20 protein-coding genes are annotated in these 18,978 nt (G+C 37.1%); 9 read left to right on the top strand and 11 right to left on the bottom strand.

Annotated elements, in window-relative coordinates; all coding sequences use genetic code 11:
- Nucleotides 1-28: 28 nt before the first annotated feature.
- Entirely contained in the window at nt 29-1,411 is a 1,383-nt protein-coding gene (locus tag fad_RS08185; protein WP_081143005.1) for a hypothetical protein, read from the top strand.
- A gap of 47 nt (nt 1,412-1,458) precedes the next feature.
- Here fad_RS08185 and fad_RS08180 read toward each other — a convergent pair whose 3' ends face one another.
- The 8 genes from fad_RS08180 to fad_RS08145 form a co-directional block, all read right to left on the bottom strand.
- Complete coding sequence (locus fad_RS08180) at nt 1,459-1,728, bottom strand: ferredoxin family protein (RefSeq protein ID WP_373693797.1); 270 nt, start codon at nt 1,726-1,728, stop codon at nt 1,459-1,461.
- Nucleotides 1,725-2,990: an FAD-dependent oxidoreductase gene (locus fad_RS08175; protein WP_081143003.1), complete on the bottom strand. Its 1,266-nt coding sequence runs from the start codon at nt 2,988-2,990 to the stop codon at nt 1,725-1,727. The genes fad_RS08180 and fad_RS08175 overlap by 4 nt, the downstream gene beginning before the upstream one ends.
- 66 nt (nt 2,991-3,056) lie before the next feature.
- Nucleotides 3,057-3,674 (bottom strand): hypothetical protein, encoded by a 618-nt coding sequence (locus tag fad_RS08170; protein ID WP_081143002.1) that lies wholly within the window; start codon nt 3,672-3,674, stop codon nt 3,057-3,059.
- Nucleotides 3,675-3,773: 99 nt separating this feature from the next.
- Nucleotides 3,774-4,526 (bottom strand): proteasome assembly chaperone family protein, encoded by a 753-nt coding sequence (locus fad_RS08165; RefSeq protein ID WP_081143001.1) that lies wholly within the window; start codon nt 4,524-4,526, stop codon nt 3,774-3,776.
- The gene (locus fad_RS08160; protein WP_009886794.1) at nt 4,507-4,686 is read right to left on the bottom strand and encodes an RNA-protein complex protein Nop10; all 180 of its coding nucleotides are present in this window, start codon (nt 4,684-4,686) and stop codon (nt 4,507-4,509) included. Before fad_RS08160 ends, fad_RS08165 begins: the two co-directional genes overlap by 20 nt.
- Complete coding sequence (locus fad_RS08155; RefSeq protein WP_081143000.1) at nt 4,683-5,444, bottom strand: translation initiation factor IF-2 subunit alpha; 762 nt, start codon at nt 5,442-5,444, stop codon at nt 4,683-4,685. Before fad_RS08155 ends, fad_RS08160 begins: the two co-directional genes overlap by 4 nt.
- 7 nt (nt 5,445-5,451) lie before the next feature.
- A complete protein-coding gene (locus tag fad_RS08150; protein ID WP_081142999.1) occupies nt 5,452-5,652 on the bottom strand; it encodes a 30S ribosomal protein S27e in 201 nt (66 codons plus the stop codon).
- A 2-nt stretch (nt 5,653-5,654) separates the two neighbouring features.
- Complete coding sequence (locus fad_RS08145) at nt 5,655-5,936, bottom strand: 50S ribosomal protein L44e (protein WP_009886791.1); 282 nt, start codon at nt 5,934-5,936, stop codon at nt 5,655-5,657.
- Between the two features lie 116 nt (nt 5,937-6,052).
- On the opposite strand from fad_RS08145, the gene fad_RS08140 reads away from it, so the two are divergent.
- Both fad_RS08140 and ileS read left to right on the top strand, forming a co-directional pair.
- Nucleotides 6,053-6,370, top strand: coding sequence for a hypothetical protein (locus fad_RS08140; RefSeq protein WP_081142998.1), 318 nt, complete (start codon nt 6,053-6,055; stop codon nt 6,368-6,370).
- A 150-nt stretch (nt 6,371-6,520) separates the two neighbouring features.
- The gene (gene ileS, locus fad_RS08135) at nt 6,521-9,595 is read left to right on the top strand and encodes an isoleucine--tRNA ligase (RefSeq protein WP_081142997.1); all 3,075 of its coding nucleotides are present in this window, start codon (nt 6,521-6,523) and stop codon (nt 9,593-9,595) included.
- On the opposite strand, the gene fad_RS08130 is transcribed toward ileS, so the two are convergent.
- Nucleotides 9,588-10,559, bottom strand: a complete 972-nt coding sequence (locus tag fad_RS08130; protein ID WP_081142996.1) for a DNA methyltransferase — start codon at nt 10,557-10,559, stop codon at nt 9,588-9,590. The two genes, ileS and fad_RS08130, sit on opposite strands and share 8 nt — an antisense overlap.
- Nucleotides 10,549-10,863, bottom strand: a complete 315-nt coding sequence (locus tag fad_RS08125) for a DNA-directed RNA polymerase subunit L (protein ID WP_009886786.1) — start codon at nt 10,861-10,863, stop codon at nt 10,549-10,551. Before fad_RS08125 ends, fad_RS08130 begins: the two co-directional genes overlap by 11 nt.
- A 437-nt stretch (nt 10,864-11,300) precedes the next feature.
- Here fad_RS08125 and tuf point away from each other — a divergent pair, with 437 nt between their 5' ends.
- The 6 genes from tuf to fad_RS08085 all read left to right on the top strand — a co-directional run bounded on the left by tuf (nt 11,301) and on the right by fad_RS08085 (nt 18,550).
- Complete coding sequence (tuf, locus tag fad_RS08115) at nt 11,301-12,581, top strand: translation elongation factor EF-1 subunit alpha (RefSeq protein WP_009886784.1); 1,281 nt, start codon at nt 11,301-11,303, stop codon at nt 12,579-12,581.
- Nucleotides 12,582-12,587: 6 nt separating this feature from the next.
- Entirely contained in the window at nt 12,588-12,899 is a 312-nt protein-coding gene (gene rpsJ / locus fad_RS08110; protein WP_009886783.1) for a 30S ribosomal protein S10, read from the top strand.
- Between the two features lie 635 nt (nt 12,900-13,534).
- On the top strand, nt 13,535-14,446 hold the full coding sequence (locus fad_RS08105; RefSeq protein ID WP_081142994.1) for a hypothetical protein: 912 nt from the start codon (nt 13,535-13,537) through the stop codon (nt 14,444-14,446).
- Nucleotides 14,447-14,674, top strand: coding sequence for a hypothetical protein (locus fad_RS08100; protein WP_009886777.1), 228 nt, complete (start codon nt 14,447-14,449; stop codon nt 14,672-14,674).
- A 620-nt stretch (nt 14,675-15,294) separates the two neighbouring features.
- Nucleotides 15,295-17,493, top strand: coding sequence for an elongation factor EF-2 (locus fad_RS08090; RefSeq protein ID WP_009886775.1), 2,199 nt, complete (start codon nt 15,295-15,297; stop codon nt 17,491-17,493).
- A gap of 43 nt (nt 17,494-17,536) precedes the next feature.
- Nucleotides 17,537-18,550: a pyridoxal-phosphate dependent enzyme gene (locus tag fad_RS08085; protein ID WP_081142992.1), complete on the top strand. Its 1,014-nt coding sequence runs from the start codon at nt 17,537-17,539 to the stop codon at nt 18,548-18,550.
- Here the strand turns inward: fad_RS08085 and fad_RS08080 are convergent.
- Nucleotides 18,547-18,963, bottom strand: coding sequence for an OsmC family protein (locus fad_RS08080; RefSeq protein WP_081142991.1), 417 nt, complete (start codon nt 18,961-18,963; stop codon nt 18,547-18,549). The genes fad_RS08085 and fad_RS08080 overlap by 4 nt on opposite strands.
- Between the last annotated feature and the right edge of the window lie 15 nt (nt 18,964-18,978).

Genomic DNA, 18,978 nt, shown 5'->3' with positions numbered 1-18,978 from the left:
TTTTTTAAGCCCGGAACAATGTATTATAATGTCATTTTTAAGGGAAGTTAAATATTCTATCCTCAGTGATACTGAAAATACATACATTTCACGTGTACTGGAAGATAGGATAAAGATAAAAAATTTCGATATTCCCGAATATCTTTATGTTACAGACCTTATAAACCCTGTAAGGTCATATTTTACAAGAAAATATCCAGAGATCCCGCTGCCAGAAAACGTTGAAGCCAGAATGAAAAATGGGGAGGAAATACATTTTCTTGCCAGGCAATGGTTTGAACAGTTGCCCGGCTTTTCCGGGTCTGAAGTTATATTGACCGGTGCTGACATAGGATTAAACGTTGTTGGGAGGGCAGATTTTATGCTCTATAATTCTATTGTTGAATTCAAGACAAAGCATGTTGACATGATAGACCTTGAAAGCATATACAGCGTTTACAGCTCTGATCTTGAGCAGTTGCTTTTCTATGCTGCAATGAATAAAAATTTCACAGAGGACAATTACCTCGTTTTCTTTTCAGATGAAAAATTTTATGTTTACAAAGTTTCAGTACATGACAGGGCAATAATAGAAGATGAAATGGTTTACCGTTTTTCCCTTATCACCAGAGCTATGGAAAATGGAGATATTGGAGATTTCCCACGGTGTTCATATTTTGGTTACGGCTGCCAGTTTTCAGAGGCACAGGTATGCCCCTGCCATTCACTCCGGCACAGTGATTCCTCATGGATAAGCAATGTGGCAAAAGTAGAAGAAGACTATGGCATGGAATCCAGGCTTCAGGAGATATATGAACATGGCAAAAGTACTATAGACCTGAGGTTTTATGATCTTATATACCAGAGAAAATATTACCACAAAATTACCGGCGATTCCAGAAATGCAGGAAGTAGCGGCCAGATACCCGACTCCTATTATGAAAAGAATAATATAAAATTTTTTGTCCTGGGTTCCATAGACAGCTCAATACTGAATGTAAGCGGAACCGAAAAAGCAAACATCAATAAGGTATCAACCCTGCCACTCTACGGTGATGATAGATACATCATCAAAAATATATATGACGAAAATACAATAGTTCCATATTTATTAAAGATAAACAATTCAAAATATACGAACAATATCCCTGACACATATTATTCAGAGCTGGCAATTACATGCGCAAGGAGAAATATAAAAGAAGGTCTCATAGTAGTGGTATATCCGAAACTTGAAAAAACTATAAAAGTGCACGAGGTGAAGTTTGACATAGATAGGATTATTTCAGCATGCCGGACATCTATAGAAAATATTGAAACTGCTGTTGCCAGAAAGACTCCGGAGATACTGGACATGTGCCCGGAATTCGCAATAAAATCATGTGATTTTGCCTCATGCAGTTGCAGAAGAGAAATAATAAAAGGAAGGTAAAGGCAGCAACTATCTCTGGTTTTATCTATTGCTAATATTTCAGGAATTTATCCGTAAATATAGCTTACACCCTTCTCAGGATACTTGAATTGCAGGGCTCCAAATGGGCATGCATAAAGTGCAGCACCACATTCCAGGCATCTCTCATAGTGGACAGATATGCCATTTTCCTTGTCTTCCTCATATGTTCCAGCAGGGCAAACCTTTATGCACGGCTTATCAACGCATATTTTGCACATATCAGTATTGACCTCTATATGGCTCTGGTTTCCAACTTCATTTTTATTCAGCCCAAGTCTCTTTATTAAATCCATTATATCACCTTTAACATATCCTGCAGCAATGTATAATACCCTATATTGTTCTTTTTTATTTCATCCATCAAAACACTTTTTATATTTTCCCGGGGATTGTCTGTAACTGTGAACATCCTTTCAAGAATCCCGGCCATCATCTTCGGGTATGCATCGAATGTCCTTTCATTGCCGAATAATGTAGATATTCTTGAAGCAGCCTGCATGTCTTTCAGTATAAAGCTATTCTCCAGCATCTGTTCGTAAATATATGTGTCCTTGAAATCACCGGAATCTGTTATTTTTTTAGCAGCTTCCCCAGCAAGGCGCCCGGATTCTATGGCATTGTCCATGCCCCTTATCGTAAATCCATCGTTTATTAAAAATCCTGCTGCGTCACCTGTAACCATTAAATTGTCTACATATCTAGCTGGAAGTGTTTCAAACCTGTAAAATGGTATTAAATGGGCAGAATATTCAAGCAATTTCCCTTCAATGCCGAGCTTTTCCCTGAAATCCTCTATTAGATCGAAGGCTTTTTCACTGTGCCCCTCCAGGGAATCCAGCTTTAATGTAAGACCTATTGATGTAGAATCCTTATTTGTGTATGCAAATCCGCCACCCTTTACGCCATTGGAAAGTCCGAGTATAGTTTTCGCTTCACCATAATCTGCATCAGGCTTTTTGTCCACTATTTCCTTTACGCCGACCATGAATTGCTTTGGCATAAAATCAGGGTTTTCCTGTAGATTTTTCACCGGCTGCATTTTAAATGCCTTTTCCTTCCTGATTCCAAGGTATCTGGAAGCAAAACCTGCAGCACCATCACTTTCTATTACAAGTGGTGTCCTTATGTCTCCCCTGTCACTTTTAACAACTAGGCCGCCGTCTTCCCTATCAATTCCTGACACAAGTGTGGAGTAAGATACAGGAACTCCAAGATTTTCAGCTTCAGAAGCAAACCATGCATCAAACCTTGATCTGAGTATAGAGTAACTATTTTCAGTTTCTTTATTTTCAAATGAGAAGCTTGCCTTGTTATTCCCTGTATAAATTTCAAAGGTTTCCTTCTTAATTGGCAGTTCCAGCGGGGCATCCCTGTATCTGTCTCCAAGGAGCGTCTTTAGGGAATGGATATACATCCTGCCACCCGATACATTTTTTGAACCGGAGTGTTCCCCACGTTCGAGAACTATAACAGAGAGGCCATTTTTTGCAGCACTTATCGCCGCAGAAATGCCGGCGAGTCCGCCTCCCACCACTGCAACGTCAACATCATAATCCATTATTACGTATAATTACTATATTTAATAATTTTTGGTATATGCTGTTAACTCTTTTAAATTAAAAATTCATTGTGTTATTAAGGATTTCCATACGTCTTTTTCTGTCTTTTTCCTTCTTTTAAGGTAACTGCTCCAGTAATCCCCTATAAATTTTACAGGTATTGTGCCATTATATACCCTGTATGAACTGTTTTTTGTATACATATATTCTATGTCACGCACCACAATATCTTTTATTGTTGTTTCCTTCATAATGTAATAATTTGCATTTTCACTGTCATTCAGAATATAAAGCAATTTTTTTCTGTTCCTGTTAAAATCTATGTATTTCAATATTTCATTCCTGGTCTCCCTTTTAAGCTCATTTCCGGATTCCACATCATTCCTGATCATATCATACAGGCTGTATTTCCCAATTTTCCTCTCATCAAGTGGGAGCCTCATAATTTCAAACATCCCTGATTTTGACTTCAATATTTTTATATATCTGTAATCGGTATTTCCCAGCCTTATCTTTAAATCAATATCGCTGCCCCTGTATACCTTTATTGCAGAAATTTTGCCCGGAAAAGATTCAAAAAGATTTATCACCATATAATATACGGGCTTGTCACATTCATCAATATTGTCAAAATCCTTTTTTAATTTTTTAATGTTGCCTGGTTTAAAAACTTCGGCTTTCATTATTACTACATGTTATTAAAATATAAAAATTTGACATTATTCTACAAAATTCCAACTAGCCAAAAATAATGTGGCTTTTATGGATATAATTTAAAATGTTTATCCAAAGTATCCCAGGTCATCCTTGGGAGCCTTGTTCTGTGCTTCCTGCTTCATCTTTTCGGTTATATCCTCCAGCTGCCTGGTTTTTTCATCTATGTCCTTCAGGTTTATCCTGGTCTTAAGGACCTTTGCCAGAACCATTATTATCTCCCTGGCACTCTTTGGGTCGGCAAAATAACCGGATGTTTCCCCCATAAAACAGGCACCTGGAATTGAAAACAGTTCAGTTCCCATGCCAAGAATTAATCCGGCAGATCCAACTATCCCACCACTTGGCTCGCCTTCTGAGAAAACAACACCTTTGCGGGCAAGGGGCTTTATCAGTTTTTTGTCTGTTACAGCTCCCAGTACGCGGGGTTTTTCAACTATCTTTCCCACACTATAGCCACCAAGGGTATAAATCATTGAAACTTCATATTTTTTAAGAAATTCAAGCATCCTGTATGAGAGTTCATACTGTCCTTCCTGTGTTGTTCCCTGGAAATCGCCTGTTAAGAAAATAAGGTCGTGTTCCCCGCTGGTTTTTTTATAATAAAGTGATTCCCTTACCAGGTGCACCACATTGTTGTTAATAAATACCTGTGGTGGAAGGAATTCGGAATACACATCCGCCAGCTTTTTCATTTTTAATTTGTCAACAAAATAATCAACTGTAATTTTGCCAACATTGCCTATGCCTGGAAGCCCGCCTACGAATATGGGGGAATTCAATTCAGGTTCTTCATAATTTTTAAACATTATTTTTTCCATTGTGTTCATCCTCAAGCAATTTAATCCTGTACTTCTGGAATTTGTCCGCGGGCGAATATTTCATCGGGATTGCCATAACAGTTGCCGTTCCACAATTACTGCATATATCATTCATTGTGTACAGTTTGCATGATGGGCATATCCTTATTAAAGTTCTCATTGTTCGTCCCTTGTGAAACTATATGATATATTGTTTTTTTTGCATGCAGTTGAGATCTTTTCAAGCACATTTTTCAATTTTTCCTCTGCAGATTTATAATCCTCATCTACTATAGAAATCCTGTATTTTGGTGACCCTGCATATGTTATTTCAACATTATTTCCGGAGCCTACATCAAGTGCTTCCTTTATGAGCTCTATTCCGTTTGATGCCAGCGAATACATATCTATCTCGCCGCCTATCTTTACCATTGGGATTGAAATGTTCTCCTTTGCAACCTTTATGAATGCATCTTTCCATGGCTCATTTTTATCGCTCATGAACTCCTTATTTGATGCTGCCTCAAAGAATGCGTCATAGGCACTTCCATATTCTGATACAAGATAATCTTCCATATTCTTTGTTATGGCCTTATCAGATATGTTTGCTTCCTTTGCCACAATTTCCAGGAGCTTCTCGGATTTCTGGTCGTTTTTCCATTCTTCTATCTTCTCCCTCTTCTGGTGCTCGTTAACTCTTTTAAGGGAAAGGTCAACATGCCTCCTATTGCTATCAACATTCAATACCTTGCATACTGTTCTCTGGTTAACCCTGACAAAATCTTTAATGTGCTTAATCCATCCTGTTGCGACCTCAGCTATGTGAATAAAACCTGAAACGCCAGGATATTCATCCAGCTGTACAATTGCACCATAATTCTGGACTTCTTTTATCGTAACAACTACTAAATCTCCGGGTTCTGGCATATCTCTGGACATAACTGGCCTATAATTTTATCTTTTCAACAAGCTCTCCAGATGTGGCAAGTGTTGAACCTGTTGGTTTTGCTATGGTTGACCCACAGATGTTGCAAACTACCACAGAGGAGACTTTTGAATAAATAATCTGTTCATTTCCGCAATCTTTACATTTAATTTTAAGGAAATTATTTCCTACATCCTTCAATTTTTTAAATTCATCTGCCATATTTATGCCTCCACTATTTCAAATTTCTTGGCCCTCTGTGTGGGTGGTGTTATAGATTTCTTGCATACTGTGCACTTAAGCCTCAATGCAATTCTTTTGGTTGGTTTTTCCCTTCCTTCGTACCTTGGCCTTGGAAATCCTCCATAACCTGATGTAACCCTTCTAAACCTCCTCTGGCCTGCCCTTAATTCGCTGGCCTTTCTTTTACGTACTCTTTCTACATCATGTACTGTATGTTTTTTGCAATATGGACAGTAAGTTTTTATCTGTTTTGGCATTTTCATAATATCAAACCTTAAACTATATTTTTTACTGATATATAATGTTTATACAATTATAAATTGTAGGTAAAGCATATAAATTAACAAATATTAAATATAAATTTAACCTATAAAAGTGAATGGCCAATTACAAGTATAGAAAATATGGAACAAGGGTTAATAAAAATTACCGGGAAAATAATGGCGAAAAAGCTTCAAAAAAACTTGACATGAGGCGGGAAGACGAATTCAACTACATGCTTGGAACTATGCTGAAGGACCTTCCTGACAGTGTCAGGGGAGCAGTAAGGGGCAGCATATATGCTATCACTTCAAAGAAAGGCATTAAGGATGCCAAGGAATATATAATTAAAAAGAAGGAAGATGGCACCATAGACGAAAAAATGGAGAAAAACCTCATAGATTTAATATATTCATACAGCAAGTACAGGAATTAAATATCCTGTGGCATCTTTGCAACTGCCCCGATTATTTTTATGCTGGTAGTATGTATTTTATGGATCCTTTCAACTACCCGCGGATTATTAACATTGCATATAATTAGATTTGATAAAAAATAATAAATACATTTTATTACTGAACTGATAATGAGTAGCAATTTTTACCAGACTATTGACGTTAACAAATCATCGATGGATATTGAGAAAGAAATAAGAAAATACTGGAAAGAAAATAAAATCATCGAGGATATATTGAATAAGGACAGGAACCTTAAAAGATATACTTTTCTCGAGGGGCCCCCAACAGCAAACGGTAGGCCCCACGTAGGGCATCTCATGACCAGGACAGTAAAAGATACTGTCATGAGGTATAAATATATGTCCGGATACGACATAGGAAGGAGAACCGGCGGGTGGGATTGCCACGGCCTTCCTGTTGAACTGGAAGCCGAAAAGCATTTCGGGTTTAATACAAAAAAGGAAATAGAGGATTTTGGAATAGAAAAATTTAATGAATACTGCAGAAACAGTGTATTTACATACATAGATGAATGGAACGAAGTAGACAGTGAAATAGGCTACTGGATTGATGAGAATAAATCCTATGTAACATTGAGAAACGACTATATGGAGAGTGAATGGTACGCCCTGAAGAAGCTATTTGATGAAAATATGCTTGTAAAGGATTACAAAATTGTCCCATATTGCCCCAGATGCGGAACATCATTAAGTTCCCATGAAGTAGCCCAGGGATATAAGAATACAGATGATATATCTGTGTATGTGAAGTTCAGGGTAAAAGGCAGCATGAACCGGTATCTTATAGCCTGGACAACAACGCCCTGGACACTGCCATCAAATGAACTTCTTGTTGTCAATAAAGATTTTGATTACTCTCTGGTTTCGGATGGAAACAATGAATATTATGTATTATCCAGCACCGTCCAATCATTATTTAAGGATGCGAAAGTCCTGAAAACAATGAAAGGGAAAGACCTTGTTGGAACACGTTATGAGCAGCTTATGCCATTTCTTCACGTTGGCAGTAATGCACTCCAGGTCGTTCCTGGTGATTTTGTAACAGCAGAGGATGGTACGGGAATAGTCCATGCAGCACCCGCATTCGGAGCTGACGATTTTGACATAGCAAAGGAATACAATGTTAGCCTTATAAATCCTGTGGATTCAGAGGGAAAATTTGATAATAGCGTTCCATGGAAAGATAAGTTTGTCATGGATGTTAATCCTGATATAATCGGATACTTGAAGGAAAATAACCTTCTATTTAAAAGCCAGAAAATAAAGCATACATATCCATTTTGCTACAGGTGCGGAACAAAACTGCTTTATTATCCACTGGATGCATGGTTTATCAAAGTATCCACAATAAGGGAGCTGCTGAAGAAAAATAATGATAAGGTTAACTGGTATCCGGAATACCTTAAAGACGGAAGATTCGGGAATTTCCTTAATGATGCAAAGGATTGGGCGCTAAGCAGGAACAGATACTGGGGAACTCCATTGCCAATATGGAAATGTAGCAACGGCCATTACCTTGCAGTTGGAAGCAGGGAAGACATAGAAAAGCATGGTGGCAATATACCGGATGACTTACACAGGCCATTTATCGATGCTGTTAAACTGAAGTGCCCGGAATGTTCAGAAACTATGGAAAGGGAGCCATATGTCATAGATACATGGTTTGACTCTGGGAGTGCAAGCTATGCCGCAATGCATTATCCCTTTAACAAAAATTTTGACACAGAAGGCATACCTGTAGATTTTATAACCGAGGCAATTGACCAGACACGTGGCTGGTTTTACACGCTTCATGTTATATCATCCCTGCTTTTTGGAAGAAATGCATATAAAAATGTAATGTCTATGAGTTTTATCCTTGATGAAAACGGGCAGAAAATGAGCAAAAGCAAGGGGAATTTTGTTACAGCAAGGGATTTTATATCTATGTATGGTGCAGACCCTGCAAGGCTTTTCTTCTACACAGGCGCACCATGGAATTCAAAATCAATTGACAAGAAGCTCATAGGCGATACTGCAAGAAAGGTGTTCGGCACACTATCCAACGTTTACTCATTTTTTGCATCCAATGCCAACCTGGATGGATTCGTCTTCCAGGACCTTGAACCCTCCAGCAACCTTCTGGACAGGTGGCTCCTTTCCAGATTAAATTCTACAATAGAAAATACCCGGAAGAATATGGATGAATTTGATATGCATATAGCTCTCAGAAACATAATGGACCTTATAAACGATTTTTCCAATTATTACCTGAGGCTATCAAGGAAAAGATTCTGGGAAGGGAAACTGGACGATGAGAAGAAGAGAGCATACGAAACACTGTATTATACCCTTATAAACATACTGAAACTTCTTGCACCCCTGGCGCCGTTCTATACAGATTATATGTACCAGAAACTCTCAGGCCCGGAAAAAACAATCCATTCAGAAAAATACCCGGAACCTGACAATAATTACATAGACAGCGATCTGGAAAAGGAATTTAAATATGCCATATCCATAATGGAACTTTCCAGGCGGGCAAGGCAGGAATCCAATATAAAAGGAAGGCAGGTTGTGGGCAATATAATGCTGTACAGCGATATGGAATTAAATCCGGCTATTCTTGATATAATATCCCCGGAGCTTAATTCTATGGATATTAAATTTATACCATTTGGAGAAAGGCCAGTTAAAACAACAGTAAAACCTGTTTTCTCAAAGGTAGCTCCGGTATTGAGGGGGGACACCAATAAATTTGCTGAGTACCTGAATTCAGAAAACATTTACAGTGAACTTAAAAAAACCGGCAAAATAACGTATAAAGGCAATGAATTTACACCTGACTTTTTTGAAATCCACGAGGATCCATCACCGGAATATGCCTTTGCCAGTGATGAAAAAACAGGGATATCCGTATTCATAAACAAAAATATTGACAACAATCTTCTGCTGGCAGGATACGCAAGGGAAATTATAAGGAGAATACAGATAATGAGAAAGGACCTTAATCTGGAATATTCCAGGAATATCAAAACGGAGATAAATGTGTCAGGCGATATAAGAAAATCCATAGAGAAGTTTATGGATCTTATAAAGAATGAGACATTAAGCAAAAGCATAGAATTTTCATCTTCCACTGATGGAAAAACCTGGGATATTGATGGTGAAAATGTCCAGATAAGCATAACTCCGGTTAATTAATCCTGGATAAAATAACAAATTGCCGGATCAGCGACTTATGCTGGTACACAGGCACAATTTTTTCTATATTGAAATATTTTACAGCATAATCAAGAAACTGGGTATTATTTACTATAATGGAGCACTTTCCTCTGCTTTTTAACAATTCGTTAAATTTTATGAATGATTCTTTATATAATTCTACTATGTCATGGTTGTTTACTCCGGAACTTCTCCCATACGGCATATCTGTGACTATCCCATCAACCTTCTTATCCAGTGATAAGCTGGCTATATCTAAATTATACATTTTATAATTCTCTATGCCAAAATACTTAAAATTCAATTTTGTGCCCATTACCATATTAAGTTCTGAATCGTTTCCGATTATTTTTCTCCCAAGCATTGAAGCCTCTATGAGTATGCCGCCAGTTCCACAGAACGGGTCAAGCAAGGTATCTCCCTCCACTGTCCCTGATGTGTTAACCAGATATCTTGCATATTTAGGGTGGAGGGAAACGGGTGAAAAAAATGGCCTCATAGGCGCCCTGCGCTCTTCGAAACGTTTTTTATCCCTTTCATATGTGAGGATGCACAGGTACCATTTATCCAGAAAAATTGCCCTGACAATAAAATCCGGATTTTTAAAGGATATTCTGCCTTTGCCACCTAAATTTCTCCCTATTTCAGATTCTATCCCCTCTGTCTCTGTTTTAGCTTTTCCTATAACCCTGACGTAAAAAAAACCATCCGGAATTTCTGTTCCGGTAAAATTCTTGTAATCGTCACTTTCATTTATAACTCTGGATATATAATTGGTGAATGCAGAATTCATTACCTTTGCAGGGTCACCATCAATTAATGCGAATTTACCACTGAGAAAAATTATCTGAAAATTTTTATAAGTTTCCTGGATAGATTTTATTTCAGTGTAGGCTATTTCAATATTTTCACCTGAAAGTTCCAGGATATATCTACTGTTCATTTTTTTCTGTGCTGGCTTTGAATTTTTCAAGTTCCTTCTGCAATTCCGCATCCAGCGATTCGTAAATCTTGTTCATGCGTTTTATAGCTCTTTTAATTGCAGCCTGGGGCTTTCCCGTACTGACTTTTACATAAATCTCCGGATTGTCTATGTCGGGGTGTTTTATGTAATAGTGAGATTCCACAACCTTATCATCCTTTAATATCTCCTCGACAAGGGGCCTTAAAACGGTATTGTCATAATTTATCATTTCTACTTTAATTGAATCTTTGTCCTTTGAAATAATGTTAAATTGAGAATCCATGTAGCTATATTTTAAATTAGTATATATTTATTATCACAGGAGCGAGATATTTTTAATTTTTATTATTCATCATTGCAGAGAGCAATTTTCATAGTTTCTATCCGGTTAAAATATTCTTCAGGAGTTTTCAAATAAATTCTCTAGCCTAAATTCCACCGGAACCTGCCTCCTTCATTTGAAAAATTATCATACACCCAATATTCGACAATTTTGACTTTTTTTGTGGTACCATATCCAGGATCCGGTTAGAACGGGCAAAGCCCCAGTATTCCATTCTGGGCCAGAAATTATGCCACAAAACATTTTTTAGAATTAAAGATTCAAGTATAACTCCCGCGTTTTTATCTGTACTACCATTATGATAAGAAAGATATTTAAATATTAAAGTATTATATGGTAAAGAAAGGATTGTCAATCCTGGTTAAAGGTGAAAGAAAATGGCAGAATTACCACATATGAATTTAGTTATAATAGGGCATGTCGATCATGGAAAGTCTACTTTCGTAGGAAGATTATTGTTCGAACACGGAGAGATCCCACAGCACATAATAGACGAGTACAAGAAAGAGTCTGAAGAAAAGGGAAAGGCAACATTCGAGTTTGCCTGGGTTATGGACCGGTTTAAGGAAGAAAGGGAAAGAGGAGTTACAATCGACCTTACACACAGAAAATTCCAGACAGACAAATACTACTTTACTATTATTGATGCACCCGGACACAGGGACTTTGTTAAGAACATGATTACAGGAACAAGCCAGGCAGATGCAGCAGTGCTTGTTGTTTCAGCAAGAGAGGGTGACGGTGTAATGGCACAGACAAGAGAGCACGCTTTCCTTGCCAGGACCCTTGGTGTATCACAGCTCATAGTTGCAGTCAACAAGATGGATGCAACACAGCCAGCTTACAGTGAAAAAAGGTACAACGAAGTAAAGGAACAGGTTACAAAACTGCTTACCCCGATTGGATTTAAGGATGTTCCAATTATACCCATGAGCGGTTACAAGGGAGACAACATCATGAAAAACAGCGCAAATCTGTCATGGTGGAAAGGCCCAACAATTATGGAAGCACTTAATAACCTTAAGGTACCAGCAAAACCAACAGACAAACCGCTTAGAATACCGGTTGAGGATGTTTACTCCATAACAGGTATAGGCACAGTTCCAGTAGGGAGAGTGGAAACTGGAGTCATTAAAATAAATGACAAGGTAATATTCCTTCCTGCAAACAAGTCAGGGGAAGTGAAGTCAATAGAGGAGCATCATACTGCAATGCAAAGCGCTGAACCTGGTGACAATATAGGATTCAACGTAAGGGGAATTGCAAAGAACGACCTGAAGAGAGGAGATGTCTGCGGCCCAGTATCTGCACCGCCAACAGTTGTAAAATCATTTACAGCCCAGATAGTTGTACTTCAGCACCCGAGTGTAATAGCAGCTGGATACAAACCTGTATTCCACGTACATACTGCCCAGATAGCCTGCAGATTTGAAGAAATCATAAAAACAATAAACCCGAAGGATGGAACCACACTTAAGGAAAAACCCGATTTCATAAAAGCAGGGGATATAGCTGTAGTTAAGGTTATACCTGACAAACCCCTTGTAATAGAGAAAGTATCGGAGTTCCCGCAGCTGGGAAGATTTGCAATAAGGGATATGGGTATGACCGTTGCAGCCGGTCAGTGCATAGACCTTGAAAAAGCCACAGTAGCGTGATGATATATGGCATATAAAGCAAGGATTTCACTGAGTGGCACCGAAAATCAAATAGTTGACGTAGTTTGCAACGAGATCAAAGCCATAGCAAAGAGAACTGGTGTAGAAATACACGGTCCAATCCCATTGCCTACAAAAAAACTTAAAGTTCCATTAAGGAAAAGCCCCGATGGGGAAGGTTCTCCAACATGGGACCGCTGGGAAATGAGAGTACACAAACGCCTTATGGATGTGGATGCCGATGAGAGAACCCTAAGGCAATTAATGAGGATATCCATTCCTGATGGCGTCAGGATTGAAATCCAGATAAAAAGCTAAATTATCTGTGTTTTTTAATATTATTTTTTATTTCAATTAATTTTTCTTTATCTCCGAAATCTTCAAGATTATTTTGCTATATGCAGTTTGTTCTAAATGAGTTATAGAATGGTCATTACTAATGCTGGCCTGCTATTGCTGTAAATTTACCCATTATATTATCCCAATATTCGACTTGATAACTATCTAAATAATAAATGGAGCACGCCAGTGAATATATCTATAATACATTGAAATAGATATACAATAAGGCAAAGGAAATACTAAACGGGCGCATGAAAACGTTACAGAATCATATAAAAATCATTGAATGAAAATTTCATCCATATAGATACACCATATGAATGAAAGAAATCCAGAGATTTTGTAAACAACCAGTTAAGGCATAAGAGGATGATAGATTTCGATTTGTAATAAAATCGACCTGCAAACAATAAGTCAGAAAGGTCAATAAGATCAATAATTACATAATGGAAAGTATCAGATAGTCCATAGTATTTTTCACATCTTTACACTGTACAGAAATCCTATTGAAACAAAAATAAATTTAAAGCCATATTAACTCCATGTTAATTCAAACCATTGAACTATTACTATATCGAATAGTTTATATATTTTTTAGAATTATATTTATTATGAAGCAAAAGTATGTAGCACTAGTTGCGGTACTGATTGCTACTATGTTTATTATGATTGCATATTCATCTGCCAATACTAATTATATAAACAATATTAATGATGCCAAATCAAATAATAATTATGTTAAACTCGGGAACATTACATTTATGAACAATTTTATTGATTCTAACAATGGCACAATAATACCAGCTAATATAAACAAAACTTCCATAAACAACATATATAATTATAATAACAATGATATAAAAAATAATAGTATAACAGCATATCAATACAATTATACTAAATCAAACAATTCAAATTATCTATTACAGTATTATAATAATTCCACTATAAAGTATACAATAGCATTTACAGAAAAGTTCAAAGATTATAAAGTAGAAATAGCTGATATAATAGCAAATGAAAATAATAATAAGATATCTTATATATATGCAAACATAGTTCCCATAAACTCATCAAAGATATTATTAGGCAATGAATTTACATTGAATTATAAGGGCACGTATAGTAATGAAATGAAATCACTGATAGGCGATGTTAAACTGGTTGCATTTAATTATATGTTCTCCGGCAACAGTACATTAAATAAATTTGGCATAGAATATTCATACATTGCTATAGCAATGAATACTATGTTAGGATTTACAAATAATAATGTAAAAAATATAGTTGTAGATAAAACAAGTGCAATAGCAATAGACTGGAGTTGGGGATGCATAGTATCAATAACGATTCTTGTTGTTGAATTAATGGGAGTAGTAGCAATGTTAGGAGGTCTAGCTCTTTCCACTGGGATAACCGGAGGAGCGGCCATAGCTCTTTTCATTCTAGGCTTAAGTCTATCTATAGGTTTGATAGGTTATCAAACATATCTGATTGGTAATGCATGTTATGGGGGATGGTAAATGAACAATACTCATAATAATAAAGAAGAAAATAAGATAAGCAAAAAAAAATCTATAAAATTAGGGATAATTATACTTTTATTGTTTGTTATTGTCGAACTTATAGCAGTTGCATATGATATATCCCACATAAATATTTTACTTTACATATTTATTATTGGGACAATAGTTTATATAGTAGTGGTCATATATCTAGTAAAAAATAGGCATAATATTTTAAATAATTAAAGTTTTTCCTTAATTATCATCTAAATTTCCAATACTTATATCTAATTATCTGCAATTTCATAAAAATAACATCAATTTCAGTGTTGCTATGGAAATTATTATCGGTCAATGGAATTTTTTAATATTCCCACGTTTCCTCTTCTATTTTAGTATGACCAGCATTCTTCTTTAGTCTTGAAATAAAATACATATTATTCTCCTTTAACCCCATGACCCCGCGGTTGTTTTTGAGTATGGTTTATACCATTGTAACTTTGCACGATATAAACAAAAGAGAGATTAAACATTAAATTTAAATAGTGAATCATAAAATATAATACTAATCCGGCGTATCTATCAATATTCAAAAGGCGCAACAAGGTTGGAAATGTATGATATGTTTTAAAACAATTCCCTTTTTTATAATTAGTATTGTATTTATTAACTTTAAGTCCCCATTTATCCCACATATAAACGGTGTGGTCTCCACCACTCACACTAATAAAATGAAAACATATAAATTCGTATAATATATAGTGGATATAACAAAATACATATTGTTGTCGTAATATCATTAAATTTTAATAATTATTAAATAATGATTTTCGATACGGTATTATAAACGTTAAATGGTGTTGTTAATGGGGCGAAAAGAAGAAAATGTTGCAAAAGCAATGAAATTAGTCGAACATCCAGAATTGATCAGAAATATTGATATTGCTGCTCATATAGACCATGGTAAAACCACATTGAGTGATAATCTTATTGCCGGTGCTGGCATGATGAGCGAAGATTTGGCAGGAAAGCAGTTGCTGCTTGATTATGATGAACAGGAGCAGGCAAGAGGAATAACCATAAATGCAGCTAATGCTTCCATGGTGCATGAAGTAGATGGAAAAGAATTTCTTATTAATCTTATAGATACGCCAGGGCATGTTGATTTTGGCGGTGATGTTACAAGGGCTATGAGGGCAGTTGACGGTACAGTAATCGTTGTGGATTCTGTTGAAGGTGTAATGCCACAGACAGAGACAGTGGTAAGGCAGGCCCTTAAAGAGAGAGTAAAGCCAGTGCTTTTTATTAATAAAGTGGACAGGCTTATCAATGAATTGAAGCTGAATGGAGATGAAATGCAGAAACGTTTCATAAAAGTTATTACAGATGTAAACAAGCTTATAACAAAATATGCACCGAAGGAATTCGCTGATTCATGGCTTGTAAATGTTAAAAATGGAACAGTGGCTTTCGGTTCAGCATACCATAACTGGGCACTATCTGTTCCGGCAATGGCATTATTCAAGGTTACATTTAAAGATATAGTAGATCTCGTCAGTGCAGGAAAACAGAAGGAACTGGCTAAAAAAGCACCTTTACATAAGGTGGTTCTTGATATGGTTACCAAAAACCTTCCAAATCCGGCTGTTGCCCAGAAGTATAGAATACCACAGATATGGCATGGGGACCTTGACAGCGAGATAGGCAAGGCTATGGAAAAGTGTGATGACAATGGCCCTGTAAGTATGATGATAACAAAAATACTTATAGACCCGCATGCAGGAGAAATTGCAGTGGGAAGAGTTTTCTCCGGTATAATAAGGAAAGGAAGTGAATTATATGTTACAGGAGCTGGAAAATCAAAGGTCCAGTTACTATCTATGATGGTTGGCCCTGACAGAATTTCAATAGACGAAATAGCTGCAGGAAATATCGCAGCAGTTGTTGGATTAAAGGGAGCAATTGCAGGTTCTACAGTATCATCACTGCAGGATATGGATGACTTTGAACCAATGTCCCACTATTCTGATCCAGTAGTTACCCTTGCAATTGAAGCAAAACATACTGCAGACCTTCCCAAACTTATCGATGTACTGAGATCGGTTTCCAAGGCAGACCCGTCCATACAGGTAGATATAAACCAGGAAACAGGGGAACATTTAATCTCTGGTATGGGAGAATTGCATCTTGAAATCACAATGTACAGGATAAAAAATGATTACCACGTTGATGTTGTTACCTCAGCTCCCCTTGTAGTTTACAGGGAAACTGTGGACAAAACAGGTGGGCCATTTGAGGGAAAATCACCCAACAAGCATAACAGGTTCTATTTCAAAGTTGAGCCATTGCCTGAAGGTGTAGTGCAGGCTATCCTGGAAGGTAAAGTGCCTGACGGGTCTAAAATAAAAGATAAGAAAGCTGTCATGGCCATACTCGAGGAAGCTGGCCTTGACCATAATGAAGCCAGGGGGCTTGTATCTATCCACGGGGCAAACCTTCTTCTGGACATGACAAAGGGAATCCAGTACCTTGATGAAACAATGGAACTTCTTATAGAGTCATTTAACGAATCCCTGGACAAGGGCCCGCTTGCAAATGAAAAGGTATATGGATTGAAGGTAAGCCTGATGGACGCAAAACTTCATGAGGATAGTATCCACAGAGGGCCGGCACAGGTTATACCTGCAGGAAGAAACTCAATATATGGTGCAATGTGCCAGGCAGGCAGAGTATTAATGGAGCCCATGCAGAAAGTTTTCATCAGCGTTCCACAGGAATTAATGGGCCCTGTAACCAGTGAACTCCAGCAGAGGCGTGGCGTTGTTGAAGATATGCAGCAGAATGGTGAAGAAATCACTGTTATAGCAAATGCCCCTGTTTCAGGAATGATAGGTTTCGCATCCGCAATAAGGAGCGCAACAGGCGGAAAAGCTATATGGAGTTCAGAAAACTCTGGATATCAGCGTGTTCCATATGAACTGCAGGCTGGAATAGTTGCAAAGATAAGGGAAAGAAAGGGACTTAAGCCAGAACCATATGATGAATCCTACTATTCATCCCTTTAATTTTTTTGCATAGTATTTTATTTTTAATTGTATTCTTATTTTTATGCGCACAGTTTGTTTTAACGGCCATCCACGGCTCGAGCACGAGTTAAGATGCAGGCAATGCAATGAACCATTTGAGATTGTTCCTGAAGGAAAATTTTACGATGATATGGATAAAAATTTTGATTATATCTCCAGATGGGTGACCCTGGGCGAAGTCAGGACACCGGTTGTCAAAATTAATAATGATCTTTCATTTAAACTGGATTACTTTTCACCAACTTATTCATACAAGGATCGTGGTACAAGAAATCTGATTTCCTATATATCATCAAGGAGAAATGAACTTAATATAGAAATGATCAATGAAGATTCTTCCGGGAATGCAGGTTCTTCAATAGCAGCATATGGAATAAGTGCAGGCTTTAAAACTAATATTTACGTTCCTTCAAATGCAAATCCGGCCAAACTGAAACAGATTGAAAGTTATGGGGCTCATATAATCAAGGTAGATGGATCAAGGGACCATGTGCAGGAAGAAGCAGAACATGCGGAAGGATTCTATGCTTCCCATATATTAAACCCGGAATTCAGGGATGGCATCAGGACACTTGCCTATGAAATATTCCTTCAGGGCAAAATGCCTGACAATATATTCGTACCAATATCAGCAGGCACATTGCTTTCAGGGCTATATAGCGGCTTAACCCATCTTTATAATTCCGGAGAAATAAGTAAAGTACCTGTAATAGTTGGTGTCCAGCCGGAGAATATTTCGCCTGTATGCTCATTCATAAACGGAGAAAAATATGATCCTGACAATAACCTTTCATCCATAGCCGATGCTCTAGTAGCAAAACGCCCTGTACTGATGAATAAAATGATTAAAATTATGAATGATGGCAACAGGTGCATTTCTGTATCCGAAAATGAAATAATAACAGCAAGAAAAGACCTTGCATTGAAAGGGTTTTATGCAGAATACAGTTCGGCTACTGTATTCGCAGCATACAGAAAATTCAATTTTGAAGGGTCGTCACTCCTAGTACTTACCGGAAATGGATTAAAAAATTAGCGGTAATCCTGCCCATTTATTGTATAATAATAGGAAACAGGAATACCTGCGCCTTTCACGGTGAGCGATACCGAGCAATATTTTTCCAGAGACAGATCTATTGCCTTTTTCACAGATTCCGGATCCATATCCCCTTCAAATATGTAATGTATTTCCCCATATTTTAAAAGTTTTGGATCAGTATCCCTTTTTTCTCCTGTAACCTCACATCTATAACTCTTAATTTCCTTTTTCATCTTTTTTAAGATATTGAGCACATCATCACTGCTGCATCCACCCATTGCCAGAAGCAGGAGCTCTGTAGGTGAATGGTATTCGTCATTGCCTACTATAGAATTTTTGAATTTAGTTTCTCTCTTCCCATCATCTGAAATAAACCCAACATCACTATCAAACTTAAACGATACTTTCATATTTGCATATTTATG

The sequence above is a fragment of the Ferroplasma acidiphilum genome (assembly GCF_002078355.1).
Taxonomy (GTDB): domain Archaea; phylum Thermoplasmatota; class Thermoplasmata; order Thermoplasmatales; family Thermoplasmataceae; genus Ferroplasma; species Ferroplasma acidiphilum.
This window is presented reverse-complemented; position numbering and strand designations above follow the sequence as displayed.